Raw genomic sequence first — 21,440 nt, 5'->3', positions numbered from 1 at the left:
CCCCTGCATAAGGGGCTTTTATACTATTCATGCTTAAGCGGGTCACCATCGAAAGATTCGTCCGCAACTTTGATTGAATCTGTTGGACATCCTTCAAATGCATCAAGCATATCTTCTTCAAGTACTTCTGGAACTTCTACAGTCCCTTGGTTGTCATCAAGCGTAACAAATGCAATGCCTTCATCATCATAATCATAAATGTCTGGAGCAGCTGCACCGCATGCGCCGCAAGCAATACATGTGTCTTTGTCTACAATTGTATATTTTGCCATGTTAAAAAAATACCTCCCAGATTGTTCGATGGAACAAATGGTCTAACCTTTTTAGTTTCACCGATAAAAAACAATTTCCTCAAACCTTATTGTAATGATTTTAATTTCACATTTCAACTGTAAAGTGATTGAGAATGCTTATCACATAAGGGTTTGTTCATAACTTTCCCCCACAAATTGAGTTTAAACATTTCTTCTTCTATGAAATCTGTTAAAATAAAGGGAGAAAATATTCGAATTTTGTCAGGAAGACAGGTGCTTTGGCGAATGACTCTTCATTACTTGGATGTCATGTTAATGGACAGCGTACATAAATTGAACGGCGAACGCTCCATAAGTGCTGTCTACCATCTTTTTAAAGGAAAGAAATCATCACAAACCATACAGGATGCCAGTTTGTTTCAGCTTTCAAAGTACTTCGGCTGTTACCCGGGGTTTACGAGGGATCAGCTGAATCGCTCTGCTATAAAGCTTGACGAAAAGCACTACATCGTAAAAACAGGGGAGACATTCACTGTTACAAATGCAGGACAGCGTATGCTAAGCCAGTATTTTTCAGAAAAACCGATGCCCGCTTATTTTCATGGTGCCAAATATCATGATAAAGCAAAGGTGCTATGGATGAGACTCTCTTTACTTGTACAAGTGCTGTCTCACCATCTGGCTGGATCGCATCAATATGTTCCAATACAAAGAGATGTATCTGTACAAAGCTGGACGAAATCCTTCTTAAAACAGCATCACGAGAAGAATAAGCTTTCGGAAGAGCTGCATCATGAACTAGACAAGCTCCTTTCCCGTATAAGTGATCAAGAGGCGCTGATTTTTGTTTACTCATTGACGTCAAATGAAAGAATTGGGCGTACGTATCAGCAAATGGCAGAGTGGCTAAAAGAAGATGTGTGGTATGTGTACCTGCTTTTTTGGAATGTCCTCCATTATTTTATTCATGCTGCCCAAAAAGGTGAAGCGCAGGTCATGCAGCAGCTCGTAGGTGACCTTGAATTCAAACGCGTGCTAACAACCTCTACCCATAAAACGCTCGAGCTTGTGCAAAAAGGCTATGATATTGATCAGATTGCTCATATTCGATCATTAAAAAAGGCAACGATCGAAGACCATATTGTCGAACTGTCCATACATGAACCGAGCTTCTCAATAGAGCCGTATGTGAGCGAAGAAGAGCAGCAGGCCATTCATGCAGTAGCCAGGGAGCTTCAAACAAATAAAATGAAGCTGATTAAAGAAAAACTCGAACATCCATTTACTTATTTTCAAATAAGATTGGCTCTGACAAGGATGGTGAAAGCAAATGGATAAGCTTCATCAGACGCTCATGCGATATTTTGGTTACGACTCATTTAAAGCAGGTCAAGAGGACATTATTCAAAGTGTACTGAATCAGAAAGATACGGTTGCCATGCTGCCTACTGGCGGAGGGAAGTCCATCTGCTATCAAATTCCCGGCTATATGACTGAAGGATTAGTTCTCATTATTTCGCCGCTGTTATCGCTTATGGAGGACCAAGTCGAACGAATGAAAATGCGCGGAGAAAAACGAGTGGCGGCACTGAACAGCACATTATCTTTTCAGGAGAGACGGCATATCATTCGGCATTTGCCATCATATAAATTTTTATTCGTCGCGCCTGAGGCATTAATGTCAGAGGTGCTGCTAGAACAGCTCAAATCGATGCATATTGGTCTGTTCGTCGTCGATGAAGCCCATTGTATATCCGAATGGGGGCATGATTTCCGTCCGGAATATTCCAAGCTGGGAGAATGGAGAGAAGCATTAGGTCATCCTGTTGCCTTAGCACTGACGGCAACAGCAACGAAACAAACACTTAAAGATACCGTGCAAACGTTAAGATTGCAGCATCCAGACTTTCATATCCATTCTGTCAACCGGCCAAACATCGCATTAGTCAAAGAAGCGCACGAAACGAAAGAAGCAAAAGAGAAACGGGCCATTGAGCTTGTGGAATTCCTGCAAGGCCCTGGCCTGATTTATTGCCCGACCCGGCAAATGACAGAAGATATGGCGCTCATAATGAAACAAAAAACCCATCAGCGTGTAGAGTATTACCATGGCGGAATGGATGCAGGAGACCGCATGCTTATTCAGCAGCAATTTATCAGCGGACAGCTTGACCTCATTTGTTGTACAAGTGCTTTTGGAATGGGAATTGACAAAGCAGATATACGATTTGTTATTCATATGAGCCCGCCTCAGTCAATTGAAGCATTTATGCAGGAAATTGGAAGAGCAGGACGGGACGGGAAAAACAGTGTGAGCATTCTTTTATATACAGAAGAGGACGCGGATATTCAACAGCATTTAATACAAGCAGAGGGCTTTGATGATCCAGAAATTGATTTTTTCTTAGCCAGGCTGACACAAATGCAGACAAATGATGAAAAGAAACTACGTGAACAATTGATGGAATCAGGGCTTCAGGAGACACGTGCAAGAATGCTGATCCATTATTACAGGATGTATCAGTCTGACGAGCCTCGTGTGCTCCTGATGAAACTGAAAGAGAAATTGCAGGACAGACAAACTGAAAAACTGAGAAAAGTGTGGCAATTTAAGGAGCGGATCACAGATCATAGCTGCTTTAGACAATCTCTGTTATCATACTTTTACGAACAGCTTGATCAAACGGAGAGCGCATCCTCTGGCTGCTGCTGCTCTTCTTGCGGACTTGACCTGTCTGATTATGAAAAAAAAGATCAACCATTGGAGCTGAATGAAATGAAACACTGGAAGACCGTGCTGGATCGTATGTTTCATCAAAAGAGGCGCAGCATTGATTGAACAACATCGCCGAATCATCGAAAAATTAACCGATCGACAAGTTGTAGAACAGCTGTATTTCACGCAGCTGCTGATGCTGATCATTTCTTTTTTACTAGGTATATTTATGTTCGATCATTGGACAGATTTTACATCCCTTTGGGAGATCCAAGATGCGCGGATACTGACTTATGGAATTGGCGGCGCTGCGGTTGTGATCATTGTGGATGCGATTGTTATGAAGGTGTTTCCTGCTCATATGTATGATGATGGCGGATTAAATGAAAAAATGTTCAAAAATCGCAGCATCCCGCATATTGTTTGGTTAACACTGCTCATCGCCTTTTCAGAGGAAATTCTATTCCGAGGGATCGTCCAGCAGCAATTTGGATTGGAAATTGCCAGTATTGTGTTTGCGCTCCTTCACTTTCGCTACTTATCAAAAATACTCTTGTTTATCCTTGTGGTTTCAATTAGTATTTTTTTAGGACTTTTATACGAGTGGACTGGGAATTTATTTGTTCCTGTCATGACCCATTTTGTCATTGACTTAGTCTTTGCTTGTCAAATTCGTTTGAAATATAGGGGGAGGGATGAACATGGAAGAAATGTCGAGAATGAAGAGAAAGAAGGAGCAGCTGACAAACATCCATGACGATGATGCAGAGAAAATTTTTGAAGAAGAAGTGCAGCCTTCAGATGACTCTCACTTTCCTACACGAGAAGATTTCCATGAATATAAAAAACAGCGCACGAAAAAGGTGCGTAATCCATTGTTTACAACACTTGCTATTATCTTTCCTATTATCGTCGTCACAGTGTTCTTCCTTCTGATCTACTACACGTCAAAGGAAATCAACCATAATAATAATCAAGATGTATATAATATTGATTCTACATCAAGTGCTGACACAGACCCAGTCCCGTCAGCACTTGTCGAAACGAAAAATGACTCAAGCGTTGATAAAGCGAATGCGTCTGATGATGAGAAGCAAAAGAAAGAGAAAGAAAAACAGCGGTCGAAAGAAAAAGCTGAACAGCAGAAAAAAGAAAAAGCTGCTAAAGAGAAAGAAGAGCGTGAACAAGCAGCGAAAGAAAAAGAACGCGCGAGAGCCGAAGCTGCCAAAAAGCGTGAACAGCAGCAGCTAGCCTTGCAAAAGCAACAGGAAGAGAAAAAACGAAAAGAGGCCGAAGAGAAAAAGAAGCAGGAAGAAAAGCCAGTTCGTGTCGTGCAGCACACCGTTGGTCCAGAGGAAAACCTGTATCGAATTTCAATGAAGTATTACAAAAACCGTTCGGGTGAAGAGAAAATTAGAGCCTATAATCATTTGAAAGGTAACAGCGTGTATAGTGGTCAAGTGCTGAATATTCCACTAGAAAACTAATCACCTGACATGAATGAAGAAGCACGCACATACATATGTAGAAAAAAGGGACAGGGTGTATGTGATGACATTGCACGCAATCAGCCGATATATGGATCAGCCGACACAGAAAATGATGGAAACATTGATCAAAAGAAAGCATAAATATGAGGGCTTTGCCAAGCAGTGCAAAAGATGGCAATGGACAGCCCTTCTATCGCTGGCCATTCTTTTGTTTTATTTTGTGATCACGGCAAATGCGGGAGGCGGCTCGCTTCAGCCGGAAGCCATGATTGCAACACTGCTTGGTCATGAAGTTTTTCTGTTTTGGATCATGGCTGAAGTCTTTGCTTTTTACGCCTCTTATTACTATAAGAAAAAAGAAGAAAAGGCTGAGGATGAATATCATCGGCTTCGATGTGAAATTATACAAAAAAGCACAGATTTATGGCCGCAATCAAATCAGTGGAAAGAGCGCGAGACGGTTTTTCACTATATGCAGAAGCAATACGACATTAATCTCTATTATGAAAGTAAATAAATGAGAAAAAAAGACGTTTAACAGTTGAAACGTCTTTTTTCATTCAAGCGTCTTATGAAAGAAAGATATGTAAGGGAGCCATTTGTGATGAAATATGCCATCGGATTTACTGCCGCCATTGCGGCTGTTACAACAGGTGTGTGTGTAACGGCAAAAATGGTGAAAACGGCAAAACAAAACAACATCAAAAAGCATTACTTTACAATAGAAGCACTTCAATCAGACCGGCCTGCTGTCATTTTCTTTATTTCTGATACACACAGACGTCTCATCAGTGACACTTTATTAGCAGAAATCAGACAGGAAGAGCCAGATGTGATTATGATTGGCGGAGATTTAGCTGAAAAAGGTGTACCCTATGCAAGGATTGAAGAAAATGTGAAACGTTTATCAAGAATTGCGCCGGTTTATTTTGTTTGGGGAAATAATGATCATGAGCTGCACCAGCAAAGGTTTAAAGAGATTCTTCATGCATACGATGTCACGACTTTGCAAAATGAAACGGCTGTATGGAATTTTGAAGGGCAGCGAATCAAAATTGGAGGAATTGATGATATTCGGCTTGAAAAAGCAGATTATGAAGCGATACGGCCTGAGTTTGTGAAAGATGATGTCAATATTCTCTTATCACACAATCCAGATGTACATCATTTGATGAGTGAAGAAGAAGGAATCGATCTTGTCCTGAGCGGTCATACGCATGGGGGACAGATCCGAATTGGGAAATTTGGACCGTATGAAAAAGGAAGAACAGGCCAGGTCAAAGGTGCGTTCTTTCTCATTAGTAATGGCTACGGAACAACAAAAATTCCCTTGCGTCTCGGAGCAGAACCAGAAACCCATCTGATCTATTTAATGCCTCTAAAAACGCGTTAACTTGCGGCACCCTCAATATTTTCCATAATAGTCACCGTAAGCGTAGCTTCGTGCTTGTCTTCCGTCTTGACACAGTGTAAACTGAATACAAAATTAAGAACCTATGACTCATCATCTCATATACTACAGTATGATGTGTGTTTAGAAGAGGCAGGAGGGAACGTTATGCGACTGGAGCGTCTGAATTATAATAAAATCAAAATTTTTCTCACACTAGATGACCTGACAGACCGAGGTCTTACGAAAGAAGACCTTTGGAAAGATTCGTTCAAAGTCCATCAGCTGTTTAAAGACATGATGAACGAAGCGAATCAGGAGCTCGGTTTTGAAGCGAATGGACCGATTGCTGTTGAAGTATTTTCTCTTCAGGCGCAGGGGATGGTCGTCATTGTCACAAAGAGTCAGCAGGAAGATGCTGATGATGAGTTTGATGAAGATTACATTGAGATGCAAGTCAAGCTCGACGAGAGTAAGCATGTGCTCTATCAATTTGCCTCGTTTGAAGATGTGATTCAACTGTCCCATAGTTTAAGTCGTATTGGACTTTTAGGGGGTACAGTTTACCATTATGAAGGTCAATATTACCTCAGCCTGGATGATGTTGGAGAATTATCTGCTGATACAGTCATTTCGATTTTAGCAGAGTTTGGTTCACCTACGACACTCACCATTCACCGGCTAAAAGAATATGGAAAAGTGATCATGCAAGAAGATGCTGTGAAAACGATTCAAATGTATTTTTAATCACTTTTTTCTATTATATTTAATACTGTTGTGATGAAACAACAGTATTTTTTTATATCCTTTTTTATATTTATAAACGCTGATATTTTATTTTGATAAAAAACGCTTTTTACCTTTGCTTTACCAGTACGAAGGTGTATACTATTGCTTGAAAGGGAGCAGTAGATCATGAAAGATTTCTAGGGGGTTTATTTTAATGGCAGCCGATCAAAACGCCGCTCATAACGCAGAAGATAAGCTAGATGTTTTAAAGTCAACTCAAACCGTCATACATAAAGCGCTAGACAAATTAGGGTATCCGCAGGAAGTGTATGAATTGCTGAAGGAGCCAATTCGTCTATTAACGGTCAAAATTCCAGTACGTATGGATGATGGATCGGTGAAAATTTTCACTGGTTACCGCGCACAGCACAATGATGCTGTCGGTCCAACAAAAGGCGGAATCCGTTTCCACCCGAACGTTACGGAAAAAGAAGTAAAAGCGCTTTCAATTTGGATGAGTTTAAAATGTGGAATTGTGGATCTTCCTTATGGCGGAGGAAAAGGCGGTATTATCTGTGATCCAAGAGAAATGTCATTCAGAGAGCTTGAAAAACTAAGCCGCGGCTATGTTCGCGCCATCAGTCAAATCGTTGGACCAACAAAAGATGTTCCAGCACCAGACGTGTTTACGAACTCTCAAATTATGGCATGGATGATGGATGAATATTCTAGAATTGATGAATTTAACTCGCCAGGATTTATTACAGGAAAACCAATTGTTCTTGGAGGATCACACGGACGTGATACTGCAACAGCAAAAGGTGTGACGATCTGCATCAAAGAAGCGGCGAAGAAAAAAGGAATTGACATTAACGGGGCTCGTGTTGTCGTACAGGGATTCGGAAATGCAGGAAGCTACTTAGCTAAATTCATGTATGATGCTGGAGCAAAAATCGTAGGAATTTCAGATGCGTACGGCGGATTATACGATGAAGATGGTCTAGACATTGACTACTTGCTTGACCGACGTGACAGCTTTGGAACCGTCACTAAACTATTTAACGATACAATTACAAACCAAGAGCTGCTTGAGCTGGATTGTGATATCTTAGTACCTGCAGCCATTGAAAACCAAATCACAGAAGATAATGCGGCAAACATTAAAGCCAAAATTGTCGTAGAAGCAGCAAATGGCCCAACGACACTGGAAGGAACCAAAATTCTTTCAGATCGTGGTGTACTGCTTGTTCCAGACGTACTTGCGAGTGCGGGTGGTGTAACTGTTTCTTACTTTGAATGGGTTCAGAATAACCAAGGGTTCTACTGGACAGAAGAAGAAGTTGAAACTCGTTTAGAAGATATGATGGTGAAATCATTTAATAATATTTATGAAATGGCGCAAAACCGCCGAATTGATATGCGTCTTGCTGCATATATGGTCGGTGTACGTAAAATGGCTGAAGCTTCTCGATTCAGAGGCTGGATTTAAGCGGCTGATTTGCATCGCGCCTTAAAATCTCCTATCCTTAAATAGGAGATTTTTTTATGGAATGGAACAAAGAATCAAACAGCCCAGCAATTGTTATTGCAGTGAAATGACAGGAGTGGAACAAATGAAACAAGAAAAAGCGATCATAATAGGAGGCGGCCCATGCGGGTTATCAGCTGCCATTGCATTCAAGCAAATTGGGATTGATGCACTTGTGATTGAAAAGGGGAATGTCGTGAACAGTATTTATCATTACCCAACACATCAAACCTTTTTTAGTACAAGTGAAAAGCTTGAAATCGGTGATGTTGCTTTTATTACTGAAAACCGTAAGCCCGTTCGTATTCAGGCGCTTTCCTATTACCGAGAGGTCGTCAGACGAAAAAAACTGCGTGTGCATGCTTTTGAAAAAGTAAACGCCGTGACGAAACAAGATGGCCGTTTTACGGTGAATACATCAAAAGACGACTATGCATGTGATTACGTCGTCATTGCGACTGGCTACTATGATCATCCAAACTATATGAACGTCAAAGGAGAAGACCTTCCCCACGTATATCACTATTTTAAAGAAGGACATCCATATTTTGATAAAGATGTGACGGTGATCGGCGGGAAGAACTCCAGTGTTGATGCTGCGTTAGAACTTGTGAAATGCGGAAGCAGAGTCACTGTGCTGTATAGAGGAACCGAATATTCATCCAGCATCAAGCCTTGGATTTTACCAGAGTTTGAAGCGCTTGTCCGTAATGGAACGATTCGAATGGAGTTTGGTGCGCAGGTGAAAGAAATCACAGAAGAAGATGTGATCTTCACAAACCAGCAAAATCAAACGGATCGAGTGAAAAGTGACTATGTATTTGCCATGACTGGCTATCACCCAGATCATTCTTTCTTAGAAAAAATGGGTGTCACGATTGACCAAGAATCAGGCCGTCCAGCATTTGATGAAGAGACGATGGAAACGAATGTTGAAGGCATTTTCATTGCAGGAGTCATTGCAGCTGGAAATAATGCCAATGAAATTTTTATCGAAAATGGAAGATTTCATGGCGGACTCATTGCAGAAGAAATCAAAAAAAGAATTAACGGATAAAAAAAGAACTGAATCCTTCAAAGGGGTTCGGTTCTTTTTTTTATAAATTGGGATTATATAGAAAGGTATTTTTAGAAAAATGGGCCCGAGTCATATAAAAAAAGGGTAAATCATGGTACGATAATGAAGGATAATGTAGGGAAAGAGGTCTGGTTATGATCGCAATCATCTCAGCAGGTTTAGCTCCCGGCATCGCACTTTTAAGTTATTTTTATTTGAAAGATCAGTACGACAATGAGCCGGTTCACATGGTCATCAGATCTTTTATGCTAGGTGTCATACTTGTGTTTCCAACCATGTTTATTCAATATGTCCTTCAAGAGGAAAATATTGCAACAAATCCTATCTTGATTTCATTTGTGACGTCGGGCTTTTTAGAGGAATCATTAAAATGGTTTATTTTAATGGTCAGCGTTTATGCACATGCCCAGTTTGACGAACACTATGACGGAATTGTGTATGGAACGAGTGTCTCACTTGGTTTTGCAACACTTGAAAATATCCTTTACTTAGTCGGCCACGGGGTCGAATATGCGTTTACCCGTGCTTTATTACCTGTATCAAGTCACGCATTATTTGGTGTTGTGATGGGATTTTATATCGGAAAAGCCCGCTTCTCTGATAAAAAAGAGCAGCGCAAATGGCTGATCCTTTCTTTAACGCTCCCTGTGCTGTTTCACGGCCTGTATGATTTCATTCTATTAGGGATGAAAAACTGGGGATATATCATGGTGCCGTTCATGATTTTTTTATGGTGGTTTGGTTTAAGGAAAGCAAAAAAAGCCCGTGCGGTAAAAATGGTGCAAATTTAATTTGGAAAACGTCCTATTTGTTTATAGGGCGTTTTTTTGTCTTTTCCATCCAATTCTCTCCTGTGTTGAATGTATAAAAATAGGGATCGGAAGAAACATATATTCAAACATCAAAAGTACAGGAGGATCAAATATGGATAAAGCTCGTTTCATGAAACAAATTGTTCTTATCTTCTCAATCGTTCTTCTTGCGTCTTCACTTTTGACAGCCAGTAAAAGTGAAGCATTCACCGGCCAAGTCATCCAGCGCGGGGCAACAGGAGAAGATGTAGTCGAGCTGCAAGCGCGGCTCCAATACAATGGGTTTTACAATGGCAAAATCGATGGCGTCTATGGCTGGGGGACGTACTGGGCCGTTCGCAACTTTCAAAACCAATTTGGCATGAAGAAGGTCGATGGACTTGTAGGTGAGAAAACAAAAAACTTATTAGTTCAAAAGACGAAATACTACAAAGAGTTTGTTCAAAAACAGCTGCAGCAAGGGAACCAGTTTACCCATTATGGCGGAAAGCCTCTTGATCAGCAAACAAAGGCTCCTGCGCAAAAAAGCTCGCAAAAAAAGACAGCCCAAGGTACAAAAGAAAATCAAAAAAGTCAAAGTGGATCATCTGGGAAGTCCGGCAATCAGTCAGGCAGTCAGCAGGGAAATCAAACACCAAAACAAACAGCAGCCAACATGCCTGGTGGTTTTTCTAGTAATGACATTCAGCTCTTGTCGCAAGCTGTTTACAGTGAAGCAAGAGGTGAGCCGTATGAAGGACAGGTGGCCATCGCGTCCGTTATCTTAAACCGCTTGAACAATCCGACCTTTCCAAATACGATCGCAGGAGTCATTTTTGAACCGCTTGCGTTTACTGCTGTAGCAGATGGGCAATTTTATATGACGCCAGATGAAACGGCAAAAAAAGCTGTATTTGATGCAATCAATGGCTGGGATCCATCTGAGAGCGCCATCTATTACTTTAATCCTGATACAGCAACAAGTCCATGGATTTGGGGAAGACCACAAATTAAACGAATCGGGAAACATATATTCTGCGAATAAAAAGGGGTGTAAATAAATGATCAGAGGAATATTGATTGCTATTTTAGGAATTGCTGTCATCTCAACAGGTTACTGGGGCTATAAAGAACATCAAGAAAAAGACGCCGTCCTGCTTCATGCTGAGAACAACTACCAAAGAGCCTTCCACGATTTAACGTATCAGGTGGATCAGCTGCATGACAAACTGGGCGCAACACTTGCGATGAACAGCCAAACATCCATCTCACCAGCACTTGCAGATGTATGGAGAATGTCATCAGAAGCGCATAACAATGTCAGCCAGCTCCCGCTTACATTGATGCCTTTTAATAAAACGGAAGAATTTCTGGCGAATGTCGGAGACTTTAGCTACAAATCATCAGTCAAATCTTTATCAGATGAACCATTAAATAAAGATACACACAAAACCATTACAGCTCTATATAATCAAGCGTCAGATATCCAAAACGAACTTAGACAAGTGCAGCACCTCGTACTTAATAAAAACTTAAAATGGATGGATGTTGAAATGGCGCTCGCTGACGGCGATCGAAAGAACGACAACACCATCATTGACGGGCTGAAAACAGTCGAGAGAAATGCAGATGCATTTGCAGATGTCGATCTTGGGCCTACAAATGTGTCCACAGAAAAAGAAACACAAGGATACAATCATTTAAAAGGCGATAAGATTTCAAAAAAAGAAGCGATCCGCATTGCACAGCAATTCACACCTGACCATAATCAACATTTTAAAGTGAGAAAAAGCGGCAGCAAAACCAATCGCGACGTGTACAGCTTATCGATGTCTGATCCAGACAGCCATGCAAACTTTTATTTAGACTTAACTGAAAAAGGAGGACACCCAGTTTACCTTCTTCAGAATCGTGACGTGAAAAAACAGAAAATCAGTTTAAATGATGCATCAGAAAAAGCACTCAGCTTTTTAAAGAAGCAAGGGTTTGATACAGAATCGTTCCATTTAGATGAAAGTGCACAATTTGATAATATCGGTGTATTTACCTATGTTCCTCTTCAGAAAAATGTTCTGCTTTATCCAGATAGCATACGCATGAAAGTCGCATTGGACGATGGTGAGGTTGTTGGGTTTTCAGCGAAGGATTATTTAACGAATCATAAAACACGTGACATTAAATCACCTAAAATCTCGCAAAAAGAAGCGAAGAAAACATTAAATCAGCATGTAAAGATCGAAGATACTCATTTAGCGATTGTGCAAAATGATATGTCAGAGGAAGTTCTGTGCTATGAGTTCCTCGGAACGATAAAAAACGATACGTATCGCATGTTCATTAATGCAGATACTGGAAAAGAAGAACGAGTAGATAAACTAAAAAACGCAGAACCTATATATAAAGACCTATAGAAAAGGAAACAAGGAAAAGGCTAATAAGTCTTTTCCTTTTGTTTTAGACATGGTTTAATATAGGAGAGGATACGATTTCACAGATGAAAAGAGTGATGAGGAATGTTACAAATAGGGGATGCAATCACAATTGAATATGTCAATGAGAACAAAGAAGTGAAAACAGCAAAATCGAAGGTTTTGGAAAATAATAACGATGATATTTGCATTAATTATCCAGCTGATAAAGAAACGGGACGCACCATCTACTTAAACCAGCAAACAGAAATCACCGTCTTCTTTTTTGACGAAGACCAAATTCCATACAAATGTACAAGCGAAGTCATCGGAAAGAGAAAAGAAGATATCCCGATGATTGTTATTTCCATTCCGCCAAAAGAAAAAATGATTCGGCTTCAGCGAAGAGAATATCTGAGAGTGGATACGATGGTCAAAGCCACCATTATGCAAACGGATGAAGAGGCCTTTGAAACGTTTATTGTGAATATGAGTGCTGGCGGCGTAGCAATTTCTGTTCCTGAGGGCGTGTCATTGAAAGAATATGGAGAAGTGGTCACAGAGTTTGAACTTCCCCTAAAAGAGCCCGTGAAAATAAAAGCGGTTGCAGAGATGAATCGAGTATATCAAGATGAACAGTCTGGCAAAACAAGAGCGATCATGGAGTTTTCAGAGATCACAAATGATCACCAGCAGCACATCATGAAATACTGCTTCCAGCAGCAGCTTTTAACACGTGTGAAAAAAGCATAAGAATAAAGGGTGTAAAAAGCTTCCATACTAGAGAGGGAAGAATCTAGCGTGGAGGCTTTTTGTATGAAGACAATGGAAAGATGGTTATTGAAAGTGGTGCTCATTCAGCTTGTTTTATTGCTAACTGTTCAGATTACACTTCATTTGACGAAAGGAGAGCTTTTTTTGTCAAAAGTCGTGCAGTATGAGGGTGTGAATAACATGAGTATTGAAGAATGGATTGAAACGTTTAAGCAGAAGGATTGATAGAAAATTCCCCCGTTTGAGCGGTGATCGTGTTACAATTCATAAGGGAGATTCAATCAAGGAGAGGTATTATGAAAAAGAAATTATCTATTGCAATTGACGGTCCTGCAGCAGCAGGCAAAAGCACTGTGGCAAAAATTGTCGCAGCCAAAAAATCATATATTTATATTGATACAGGTGCTATGTACCGCGCGATTACACTTGCGGCACTCAATCAAGGTGTAGACCTTGAAGACGAACAGGCACTTGATTCATTACTGAAAAAAACGGTCATTGAACTAGTAACAACAGACGAGGGTCAAAAAGTCCATCTAAACAATACGGATGTCACAGAGGATATTCGCACAGACCGCGTAAGCAACCAGGTATCGGTTGTTGCAAAGCACAGAGCTGTTCGGGAAGAAATGGTCCGCAGGCAGCAAGAGCTTGGCAAACGAGGCGGCGTCGTTATGGACGGAAGAGACATAGGTACTCATGTACTTCCAGATGCTGAAGTGAAAATTTTCTTGCTTGCATCAGTAGAAGAAAGAGCAAAACGCCGCTTTGAAGAGAATCAGAAAAAAGGCTACGATGTCAATTACGATCAGTTGATCGAAGAGATTGCAAGACGCGATAAGCTTGATTCTGAGCGCGAAGTTTCACCTTTGAAGAAAGCGGATGACGCCATTGAAATTGACACCACTTCCCTTTCTATTCAAGAGGTGGCAGGGAAAATTTTAGATGCAGCAGACCGCGTGGAGAAACAGTAAGAAATTTTAGAAAACTTTTATAAGTTAGAGGTTTATCTCTTGACAAACAAGATCTTTTATTAGAAGTTTATACTAATACTATTTTTATTGATCATTCAAGCAATTATATTGATTTGAATGTTTCTATAATACATATTCGGCTGGCAATCATCATGCTTAAGACACATATTCGCCCAGTCGTTTTAACTAAGCTGTGTAGGTTTGGACCAAGGAGGTTATCGAAATGACAGAGGAAATGAATCAAATCGATGTTCAGGTACCAGAGGTTGGAGATGTAGTGAAAGGGATTGTTTCTAAAGTTGAGGACAAGCATGTCAATGTAGATATCGTCAATGTGAAACAACCTGGTATCATCCCAATCAGTGAATTATCAAGTCTTCACGTTGAAAAAGCATCAGATGTCGTGAAAGATGGCGACGAGTTAGAGCTTAAAGTAACAAAGGTCGAAGACGATGCTTTGATTTTATCTAAACGTGCTGTTGATGCAGACCGCGCTTGGGAAGACCTAGAGAAAAAGTTTGAAACAAAAGAAGTATTTGAAGCTGAAGTAAAAGACGTTGTAAAAGGTGGTCTTGTCGTTGACATTGGTGTGCGCGGATTTATTCCTGCATCTCTTGTAGAAGCACACTATGTAGAAGACTTCACAGATTACAAAGGGAAAACACTCTCACTAGTCGTGGTAGAACTTGACCGCGAAAAAAATCGCGTGATTCTCTCGCACCGTGCAGTCGTTGAGCAAGAGCAATTAGACAAAAAGCAAGACTTCCTGCAAAAGCTTGAAGTAGGCAGTGTGATTGATGGTAAAGTGCAGCGGCTTACTGATTTTGGTGCATTTGTTGACATTGGCGGCATTGACGGATTAGTTCACATTTCTCAACTATCCCATGCGCATGTTGAAAAGCCATCTGACGTAGTAGAAGAAGGACAGGAAGTCAAGGTCAAAGTACTTGCTGTTGATCGTGATAACGAACGTATCTCACTATCTATTAAAGAAACATTACCAGGACCTTGGAGCCAAATTGGTGAAAAGGTAAAACAAGGTGATGTGCTTGAAGGAACCGTTCAACGTCTTGTGAGCTTTGGTGCATTTGTTGAAATTCTGCCAGGTGTAGAAGGACTTGTGCATATTTCCCAAATCTCTCATAAACATATCGGCACGCCGCAAGAAGTCCTTGAAGAAGGGCAGACTGTGAAAGTGAAAGTGCTTGATGTGAATGAAGACGAAGAGCGCATCTCACTAAGCATCCGTGATTTAGAAGAAAATCCTGAAAAACAAATCGAAGAGGATTATCGTCAATATCAGGCGAAAGAAGAAAACACAAGCGGATTCCAGCTTGGTGATCTGATCGGCGATAAACTCAATAAACTAAAATAATTTGGTGATCAAAATTGACGCGAGCAGAAAGAAAGAAGCAGCATATTGAGCATGCGTTGTCCACTGGCCAGCATGCAGCAACAGGTTTAGATGATGTTTCCTTCGTTCACGCCAGTTTACCAGATCTTGCGACATCACAAATTGATACACAAACGACAATTGGCGGACTGACTTTCGGTTCGCCAATTTTTATCAATGCAATGACTGGCGGAGGCGGAGAGTCCACCTATGAGATCAACCGCTCTTTATCGATCGCAGCGAAGGAGACCAATATCCCAGTAGCAGTTGGATCACAAATGGCTGCACTGAAAGATAAAGAAGAAAGACGAACATATGAAGTCGTTCGTAAAGTCAATCCGGATGGAATTGTCTTTGCGAATTTAGGCAGTGAAGCGACAATGAAGCAAGCTCAAGAAGCAGTCAACATGCTCGAGGCAAATATGCTCCAAATTCATCTGAATGTCATCCAAGAGATTGTCATGCCTGAAGGCGATCGCGATTTCAGAGGGGCGCTTGAGCGGATTGCAGCGATCGTTGAATCTGTTGGTGTGCCTGTTGTTGTAAAAGAAGTCGGGTTTGGCATGAGCAAGGAGACGGCAGGAAAGTTATTTCATGCTGGGGTTGCAGCCGTTGATGTAGGCGGATTTGGTGGAACGAACTTCTCCAAGATTGAAAATCTCCGACGCCAAAAAGCACTTCGTTATTTTGATCAATGGGGAATTCCAACTGCAGCGAGTCTTGCTGAAGTACATACAGCCTTTCAGAATCAAACGATTTTAGCCTCCGGAGGTATTCAAGATGCTCTTGATGTAACCAAATCAATGGCTCTTGGCGCATCTGCTGCTGGTCTAGCTGGATTTTTCTTGAAATCATTGACCAGTGGAGGAGAAAGCGGCCTCATCGCAGATATCATGGAACTTCAAGAAGATATCAAGATGATGATGACAGTGCTTGGAGTGAAGACGATTGAAGAACTGAGACAGGCTCAAGTTGTGATCTCAGGGGAAACAAGTCATTGGCTCAAAGAAAGAGGCGTTGACACAACGTACTATAGTCAGAGAGGCATGTGATATCACATGCCTCAGCGCGTAGACAAACCCTCGCATTCGGTGTCAGTCCTGCGTGCCGGTGCTCACGAATGCCAAATTCGCTCCGCCCCGGTACTCGCCCTTCCTAGGGCTGCAAAGGTTTTCTATCACGCTGAAAAGAAGACAAAGATCCAAAATAAAGAACATTTTAGCCCTTTGTCAATAAATCTAAGGCATGTGATTATCACATGCCTTTTTTTATTGATTTCTTTTTCGAGCGCTTTCTGGACCTTCTAATGCTGTTGCACCTTTATGATGAATGGATTGATCGCGGTCAGATTCCACTCTTTTTGACGCCTTTAAACGTTTTTCCTGTCTATCTTTTCCCATCATGTATCCCTCCTCAATCATTAGGGTGTCACCTCTTGTTTATTTCATACAGAGCCGGTAACGATCCGCATGTTTAAAAATTGGAGATTTTCCCATAATGTAATTGAGGTGATGAGGCGTTGGAGGCTTTGTACTATTATTGGTCTATATGGTTCGTTTGGATTATGGTGACATTTATCATGGAAAAAAGTTTGTGGCGCAGCGTGCTGGGCATCTGTGTACTTGTCCATATTATATTCAGTCATATCATGATATCCGTTTTAGATATGAGCATCAATGCGGGATTCTTGATGACTTTTTTATATGCATGTGCTGCTTTCGTCATATATAGGCCTAGTTACCGAATTTTGAGAATCATGCAATTGGGCTCGATGGTGAGCGCGTATGCCTTTTTTATGATATTTGCATTATATGACCCTGTTTGGTTCACGATAATAAAGGTGGATTGGGTCGTATTTGCCCTGCTGATCTTAATGTGTATGACATATGGACAGCCGTTAACGGAAAGAATCACCTTATGGATGATGTCAGTATGTCTCGGCGAAGCCCTTTATGCGCTGACGATTCACCGCCTCACATCATCAATTGTCCTAGGGGATCTCTCTTTTCTTTCCTTCGTTGTACAAGGAGCGGTCTTCCTATTAGGTGTCGATCAGCTTGAAAAGCTCTTAAACGCCCGTTCATCAAGAAAATCAGTAAAAGGGGCTGCAAAATCAACATGACAGACTATACGTTTCCTGTGATTATTGGTGTCATCTTTGGGATGGCGGCCAGACTTTACATGTTAAGAACGGATTACCGGCAATACCCGACGTATATTCATGGACAAGTGATTCACATTGCACTTGGTTTTATTGCGTCAGGATTAGGTGCGATCATTATGCCTGCACTAATTCAGGAGGAATTTACAGCGATTACCTTTCTCACTTTGGCAGCCACACAATTTCGAGATGTCCGAAATATGGAAAGAAATACGTTAACCCAAATGGATTCGTATGAGCTTGTCTCACGAGGCAGTACATATATAGAAGGCATTGCCATTGCCTTTGAAAGTCGAAATTATATTGCCATTCTCACTGCACTTATTACAACGACAGCCTGTATTTTCTTCTCGCTTGTTGTTGGAACAGTAGTCGGTATTCTTTGTTTTTTCATGGCAAAGCTATTAATGTCAGGCAGTCAATTAAAGGATATCGTCAGCATTCAAAAAGGGGAACTTCGCTTTGATGGGGCAGGGCTTTATGTGAATGATATATACATTATGAATATCGGGCTGCCTGAAAAGCAAAAGCTCATTTTAGAGCATGGGATGGGCTTTATTTTGACGCCGAAAAATTTCAACTCTGCTACAACGATTGCTAACCTTGGACAGCGGCAAGCCATTTTATTTGATTTATCGAACGTGCTTGGCGTGTACCGCGATTCTGGTGAACCATCGCTCTGTCCGCTAGCAAAACGTGATCTGGATACCGGTACACTTGGTGTGTTCATTTTACCGCAATGGCAGCGTGAAGATTTGGCTGTACGTGTATTAGAAGAGGTGCCTATTTTAGAAAATGCCATAAGAATGCCGACAGATTTCATTAAAAAGAAAGTGAGGTAATAGGGCATGGCGAACACCATTGAACAATTTATATTGGCTGTGGCAACAACTAATAAAGAGCGGGTCATTGGCGGAACAGCGGTTTTTTTCTGTGAAAATAAAGAAGAGCTCGACATGTATGCCATGAATTTAGAGGCCATTTTAGATGGAATTGCACACGGCATTGGAGAAGATCTTTACTTGATTGTCAAACATTTTTAAGTTATTCATTGTGGTCTGATTAAAAATTGATATAATATATAAGTTGAACCCTTCATGTTTGAAGGGTTTATTTCATAAATCTGAATGAAAATTATAAATCCCGGTTGAAACATGATGATGAACATATTGAATCGCGGCTGGATTGAAAGGAAGGGTACTATGGGTAAACCTGTCGTAGCCATTGTTGGAAGGCCCAACGTTGGAAAATCTACAATTTTTAATCGAATCGCAGGCGAAAGAATATCGATTGTAGAAGACACACCTGGTGTAACAAGAGATCGAATCTATAGCTCTGCTGAATGGTTAAATTATGACTTTAATTTAATAGATACTGGTGGAATTGATATTGGAGATGAGCCATTCTTGGCGCAAATTCGCCATCAGGCAGAAATCGCAATGGATGAAGCGGATGTCATTATCTTTATGGTGAATGGCCGAGATGGCGTGACATCTGCGGATGAAGAAGTCGCAAAAATTTTATATCGTACGAAAAAGCCAGTTGTACTTGCTGTCAATAAACTGGACAACCCTGAAATGAGAAGCGATGTGTATGACTTTTATGCACTCGGATTTGGCGAGCCGTTTCCGATTTCTGGAACGCACGGATTAGGTCTTGGTGATCTGCTTGATGCAGTGGCAGAACACTTTAAGAACTTACCGGATACGCAATATGCTGAAGAAGTTGTTCAGTTTTGCTTAATTGGCCGCCCGAATGTAGGGAAATCTTCTTTAGTGAATGCGATGCTCGGAGAAGACCGCGTCATTGTCAGCAACATTGCTGGTACAACAAGAGATGCTGTCGATACGATGTTTACGTACAATCAGCGTGACTTTGTCATTGTCGATACAGCAGGTATGAGGAAAAAAGGGAAAGTATATGAAACAACAGAGAAATACAGTGTACTTCGTGCATTAAAAGCCATTGACCGCTCTGATGTTGTCGCTGTTGTACTTGACGGCGAGGAAGGCATTATTGAGCAGGATAAACGAATTGCGGGCTATGCACACGAAGCTGGTAAAGCTGTTGTCATCATTGTGAACAAATGGGATGCTGTTGAAAAAGATGAGCGCACGATGAAGGAATTTGAGCAAAACATCCGCGAGCATTTTCAGTTCCTTGATTATGCACCTGTCTTGTTTATGTCTGCTCTTACGAAAAAGAGAATTCATACATTAATGCCGTCTATTATCACAGCAAGCGAAAACCATGCAATGCGCGTTCAAACCAATATTTTAAATGATATCATCATGGATGCGGTGGCGATGAATCCAACGCCGACCCATAACGGACAGCGCCTAAAGATTTACTATGCAACACAGGTGGCCATTAAGCCTCCGTCCTTCGTTGTGTTTGTCAACGATCCAGAGCTTATGCACTTTTCTTATGAGCGTTTCCTAGAAAACCGCATTCGAGATGCATTTGGTTTTGAAGGAACACCGATTAAAATATTTGCGAGAGCGAGAAAATAAAAAGGGTGAGCAGGATGAAGAAAATTTCAGTACTTGGAGCAGGCAGCTGGGGAACAGCTCTTGCGCTTGTATTAGCTGATAATCATCATGATGTACACATGTGGGGACATAGACAAGAGCTCATAGATCAAATCAATGAGAAACATGAAAATCATGATTACTTGCCAAATGTCGAACTGCCAGCGTCTATTCAGGCGACAACCGATATGAAGCAGGCTTTAGAGGGGACAGAGGCGGTTATTGTCGCTGTGCCAACAAAGGCCATTCGTGAGGTATTGAAGCAGGCAAATGAGCTGATCTCATCGAAGGTGCCATTTGTCCATGTCAGTAAGGGAATTGAACCAGATACACTTCTTAGAATTTCTCAAATGATTGAACAAGAAGTTCCATCTGAGAAAAGAGAGGCTGTCGTTGTCCTATCAGGGCCGAGTCATGCAGAAGAAGTAGGTCTGCGTCATCCGACAACTGTCACTGTCTCGTCAGAAAACATTGAAGCAGCTCAATTTGTTCAAGATTTGTTCATGAACAATCATTTTAGAGTGTACACCAACCCTGATGTGATTGGGGTGGAAATTGGCGGCGCATTGAAAAATATCATTGCTCTTGCGGCTGGTATCACAGACGGACTTGGATATGGTGACAATGCAAAAGCGGCGCTTATCACTAGAGGACTTGCTGAAATCGCACGTCTTGGCACGAAAATGGGAGGGAATCCCCTTACATTTGCCGGATTAACAGGCGTTGGTGATTTGATCGTGACATGTACAAGTGTTCATTCGCGTAACTGGCGCTGCGGGAATTTACTCGGTAAAGGATACAAGCTCGAAGAAGTGCTTGAAAAAATGGGCATGGTTGTCGAAGGCGTCCGCACAACAAAAGGCGCTTATCAGCTCTCAAAAGAATACAAGGTCAGCATGCCGATTACAGAGGCTCTTTACGGCGTCCTGTTTGAAGGGAAAAAGGTTGACGATGCTGTAGAATCGTTGATGGCACGTGTGAAAACACATGAGATGGAAGACCTTGTGAACATGTTTGAAAACCAAACAAAATAAAAGGAAAGACTGAACTTAGGCATGTAGAGGATGCAAGAAGGGGAAGACTTGCATAACATAGCAATGAAGTTTGAATAGAGCTTTGCCTCTACAGAATGAGGAAAATAGTCGATCCAATGACTGAAGCAGAGTCCCCCTCTTTGCTTCAGTTTTTTTATGCGCTTTTTTCTGAATGATTGGAAAAATGAT

Annotated in this window: 24 protein-coding genes; 22 read left to right on the top strand and 2 right to left on the bottom strand. The window is 41.2% G+C overall.

Features of this window, described 5'->3' with window-relative positions:
- Window positions 1-23 precede the first annotated feature (23 nt).
- A complete protein-coding gene (locus tag NST65_RS10365) occupies window positions 24-272 on the bottom strand; it encodes a ferredoxin (RefSeq protein WP_008361239.1) in 249 nt (82 codons plus the stop codon).
- A 267-nt stretch (window positions 273-539) separates the two neighbouring features.
- Between NST65_RS10365 and NST65_RS10360 the strand changes: the two genes are divergently transcribed.
- From NST65_RS10360 to fni, 17 genes are all read left to right on the top strand, one after another.
- A complete protein-coding gene (locus NST65_RS10360) occupies window positions 540-1,592 on the top strand; it encodes a helix-turn-helix domain-containing protein (protein ID WP_081124547.1) in 1,053 nt (350 codons plus the stop codon).
- Window positions 1,585-3,093, top strand: coding sequence for an ATP-dependent DNA helicase RecQ (locus NST65_RS10355; protein ID WP_081124546.1), 1,509 nt, complete (start codon window positions 1,585-1,587; stop codon window positions 3,091-3,093). The genes NST65_RS10360 and NST65_RS10355 overlap by 8 nt, the downstream gene beginning before the upstream one ends.
- The gene (locus NST65_RS10350) at window positions 3,086-3,727 is read left to right on the top strand and encodes a CPBP family intramembrane glutamic endopeptidase (protein WP_061109300.1); all 642 of its coding nucleotides are present in this window, start codon (window positions 3,086-3,088) and stop codon (window positions 3,725-3,727) included. Before NST65_RS10355 ends, NST65_RS10350 begins: the two co-directional genes overlap by 8 nt.
- Window positions 3,672-4,457: a LysM peptidoglycan-binding domain-containing protein gene (locus NST65_RS10345; protein WP_081124545.1), complete on the top strand. Its 786-nt coding sequence runs from the start codon at window positions 3,672-3,674 to the stop codon at window positions 4,455-4,457. The genes NST65_RS10350 and NST65_RS10345 overlap by 56 nt, the downstream gene beginning before the upstream one ends.
- Window positions 4,458-4,521: 64 nt before the next feature.
- Window positions 4,522-4,977: a DUF2663 family protein gene (locus NST65_RS10340; protein WP_025093048.1), complete on the top strand. Its 456-nt coding sequence runs from the start codon at window positions 4,522-4,524 to the stop codon at window positions 4,975-4,977.
- Between the two features lie 87 nt (window positions 4,978-5,064).
- Entirely contained in the window at window positions 5,065-5,853 is a 789-nt protein-coding gene (locus NST65_RS10335) for a metallophosphoesterase (RefSeq protein ID WP_034280400.1), read from the top strand.
- Window positions 5,854-6,018: 165 nt separating this feature from the next.
- Window positions 6,019-6,597, top strand: a complete 579-nt coding sequence (locus NST65_RS10330; RefSeq protein ID WP_024428080.1) for a genetic competence negative regulator — start codon at window positions 6,019-6,021, stop codon at window positions 6,595-6,597.
- A gap of 196 nt (window positions 6,598-6,793) precedes the next feature.
- Window positions 6,794-8,068 carry a Glu/Leu/Phe/Val dehydrogenase gene (locus NST65_RS10325; protein ID WP_007500982.1) on the top strand — a complete coding sequence of 425 codons (1,275 nt, stop codon included), beginning with the start codon at window positions 6,794-6,796 and terminating at the stop codon, window positions 8,066-8,068.
- Between the two features lie 124 nt (window positions 8,069-8,192).
- Window positions 8,193-9,164, top strand: coding sequence for a YpdA family putative bacillithiol disulfide reductase (locus tag NST65_RS10320; RefSeq protein WP_034280402.1), 972 nt, complete (start codon window positions 8,193-8,195; stop codon window positions 9,162-9,164).
- Window positions 9,165-9,319: 155 nt separating this feature from the next.
- Window positions 9,320-9,976, top strand: a complete 657-nt coding sequence (gene prsW / locus NST65_RS10315) for a glutamic-type intramembrane protease PrsW (RefSeq protein ID WP_024422824.1) — start codon at window positions 9,320-9,322, stop codon at window positions 9,974-9,976.
- A gap of 133 nt (window positions 9,977-10,109) precedes the next feature.
- The gene (sleB, locus tag NST65_RS10310) at window positions 10,110-11,021 is read left to right on the top strand and encodes a spore cortex-lytic enzyme (RefSeq protein ID WP_034280405.1); all 912 of its coding nucleotides are present in this window, start codon (window positions 10,110-10,112) and stop codon (window positions 11,019-11,021) included.
- 16 nt (window positions 11,022-11,037) lie between these two features.
- A complete protein-coding gene (ypeB, locus tag NST65_RS10305) occupies window positions 11,038-12,387 on the top strand; it encodes a germination protein YpeB (protein ID WP_046311625.1) in 1,350 nt (449 codons plus the stop codon).
- A gap of 102 nt (window positions 12,388-12,489) precedes the next feature.
- Window positions 12,490-13,137, top strand: coding sequence for a flagellar brake domain-containing protein (locus NST65_RS10300; protein ID WP_081124544.1), 648 nt, complete (start codon window positions 12,490-12,492; stop codon window positions 13,135-13,137).
- 63 nt (window positions 13,138-13,200) lie between these two features.
- Complete coding sequence (locus NST65_RS10295; protein WP_024422820.1) at window positions 13,201-13,383, top strand: DUF5359 family protein; 183 nt, start codon at window positions 13,201-13,203, stop codon at window positions 13,381-13,383.
- A gap of 71 nt (window positions 13,384-13,454) precedes the next feature.
- On the top strand, window positions 13,455-14,132 hold the full coding sequence (gene cmk / locus NST65_RS10290; RefSeq protein WP_024428083.1) for a (d)CMP kinase: 678 nt from the start codon (window positions 13,455-13,457) through the stop codon (window positions 14,130-14,132).
- Window positions 14,133-14,355: 223 nt separating this feature from the next.
- Window positions 14,356-15,507 carry a 30S ribosomal protein S1 gene (rpsA, locus tag NST65_RS10285; RefSeq protein WP_024422818.1) on the top strand — a complete coding sequence of 384 codons (1,152 nt, stop codon included), beginning with the start codon at window positions 14,356-14,358 and terminating at the stop codon, window positions 15,505-15,507.
- A 14-nt stretch (window positions 15,508-15,521) separates the two neighbouring features.
- Window positions 15,522-16,577 (top strand): type 2 isopentenyl-diphosphate Delta-isomerase, encoded by a 1,056-nt coding sequence (gene fni, locus NST65_RS10280; protein ID WP_065214679.1) that lies wholly within the window; start codon window positions 15,522-15,524, stop codon window positions 16,575-16,577.
- 216 nt (window positions 16,578-16,793) lie between these two features.
- Here the strand turns inward: fni and NST65_RS10275 are convergent, their stop codons facing one another.
- Window positions 16,794-16,925, bottom strand: a complete 132-nt coding sequence (locus NST65_RS10275) for a YpzI family protein (protein ID WP_064497540.1) — start codon at window positions 16,923-16,925, stop codon at window positions 16,794-16,796.
- Between the two features lie 179 nt (window positions 16,926-17,104).
- Here NST65_RS10275 and NST65_RS10270 point away from each other — a divergent pair, with 179 nt between their 5' ends.
- The 5 genes from NST65_RS10270 (at window position 17,105) to NST65_RS10250 (ending at window position 21,251) form a co-directional block, all read left to right on the top strand.
- On the top strand, window positions 17,105-17,647 hold the full coding sequence (locus NST65_RS10270) for a hypothetical protein (RefSeq protein WP_111926491.1): 543 nt from the start codon (window positions 17,105-17,107) through the stop codon (window positions 17,645-17,647).
- Window positions 17,644-18,528, top strand: coding sequence for a YIEGIA family protein (locus NST65_RS10265; protein WP_111926493.1), 885 nt, complete (start codon window positions 17,644-17,646; stop codon window positions 18,526-18,528). The genes NST65_RS10270 and NST65_RS10265 overlap by 4 nt, the downstream gene beginning before the upstream one ends.
- Before the next feature lie 6 nt (window positions 18,529-18,534).
- Window positions 18,535-18,729, top strand: a complete 195-nt coding sequence (locus NST65_RS10260) for a hypothetical protein (protein ID WP_008344527.1) — start codon at window positions 18,535-18,537, stop codon at window positions 18,727-18,729.
- A gap of 159 nt (window positions 18,730-18,888) precedes the next feature.
- A complete protein-coding gene (gene der / locus NST65_RS10255) occupies window positions 18,889-20,199 on the top strand; it encodes a ribosome biogenesis GTPase Der (protein ID WP_034280419.1) in 1,311 nt (436 codons plus the stop codon).
- A gap of 14 nt (window positions 20,200-20,213) precedes the next feature.
- The gene (locus NST65_RS10250; RefSeq protein WP_024428086.1) at window positions 20,214-21,251 is read left to right on the top strand and encodes an NAD(P)H-dependent glycerol-3-phosphate dehydrogenase; all 1,038 of its coding nucleotides are present in this window, start codon (window positions 20,214-20,216) and stop codon (window positions 21,249-21,251) included.
- The last annotated feature ends 189 nt before the right edge of the window (window positions 21,252-21,440 follow it).

The organism is Bacillus sp. FSL P4-0248 (genome assembly GCF_038593305.1).
Taxonomy (GTDB): domain Bacteria; phylum Bacillota; class Bacilli; order Bacillales; family Bacillaceae; genus Bacillus; species Bacillus safensis.
The sequence above is the reverse complement of the archived record's forward strand: the minus strand, read 5'-3'. Positions and strand labels throughout refer to the sequence as shown.